This is a genomic window from Pedobacter segetis, from assembly GCF_016623585.1.
GTDB classification, from domain to species: Bacteria; Bacteroidota; Bacteroidia; order Sphingobacteriales; family Sphingobacteriaceae; genus Pseudopedobacter; species Pseudopedobacter segetis.
In genome coordinates this window covers 1-922 of the sequence record NZ_JAEHFY010000058.1, presented here as the reverse complement: position 1 = coordinate 922, position 922 = coordinate 1, and the positions used below count along the sequence as shown (strand labels likewise).

The 922-nt window shown below is 53.8% G+C and carries 1 protein-coding gene; it reads right to left on the bottom strand.

Going from position 1 to position 922, the window contains the following annotated elements:
• On the bottom strand, positions 1–922 hold a 922-nt coding region (locus I5M32_RS16550), incomplete at both ends, for a beta strand repeat-containing protein (protein WP_449580870.1).

Sequence of the window (922 nt, the reverse complement as noted above, 5' to 3'; positions counted from 1 at the left end):
TTGCCCCCGTGTTTCCCGTTGCGCCTTGTAAACCTGTTGCTCCAGTTGCTCCTGCTGAACCTGTCGCTCCCGTGTTTCCTGTCGCACCTTGTAAACCTGTATCGCCTTTTGCTCCTGTTGCACCAACAGAACCCGTTGCTCCCGTGTTTCCTGTCGCACCTTGTAAACCTGTTGCTCCAGTTGCACCTGTCGCTCCCGTGTTTCCTGTCGCACCTTGTAAACCTGTATCGCCTTTTGCGCCGGTTGCACCAACAGAACCTGTCGCCCCTGTATTTCCGGTTGCTCCTTTTGCACCTGTTGCACCAACAGAACCGGTTGCTCCAGTTGCACCTGCTGCTCCAGTTGCTCCTGCTGCTCCAACAGAACCTGTTGCTCCTGTGTTACCGGTCGCTCCTTGTATCCCTTGCGAACCTGTCGCTCCAGTTGCACCTGTATTTCCTATTACACCTTGTATTCCTTGTGAACCTGTATCGCCCTTTGCTCCAGTTGCTCCCGTGTTACCAGTCGCTCCAGTTGCACCTGTATTTCCTGTTACACCTTGTATCCCTTGTGAACCTGTCGCTCCGGTTACGCCTTGGATTCCTTGCGAACCTGTATCGCCTTTTGCTCCGGTTGAACCTGTCGCTCCGGTATTGCCTGTTGCGCCGGTTACTCCTGCTGAACCCGTTGCTCCTGTATTTCCTGTTATTCCTTGGATTCCTTGTGAACCTGTATCGCCTTTTGCACCGGTTGCTCCCGTGTTACCGGTTACGCCTTGGATTCCTTGCGAACCTGTATCGCCTTTTGAGCCGGTTGCTCCTGTGTTACCAGTCGCTCCTTGTATCCCTTGTGATCCCGTATCGCCTTTTGCACCTGTATCTCCTTTTGCGCCTGTGTTACCGGTTGCTCCTGCTAAACCGGTTGCTCCCGTATCGCCTTTTGC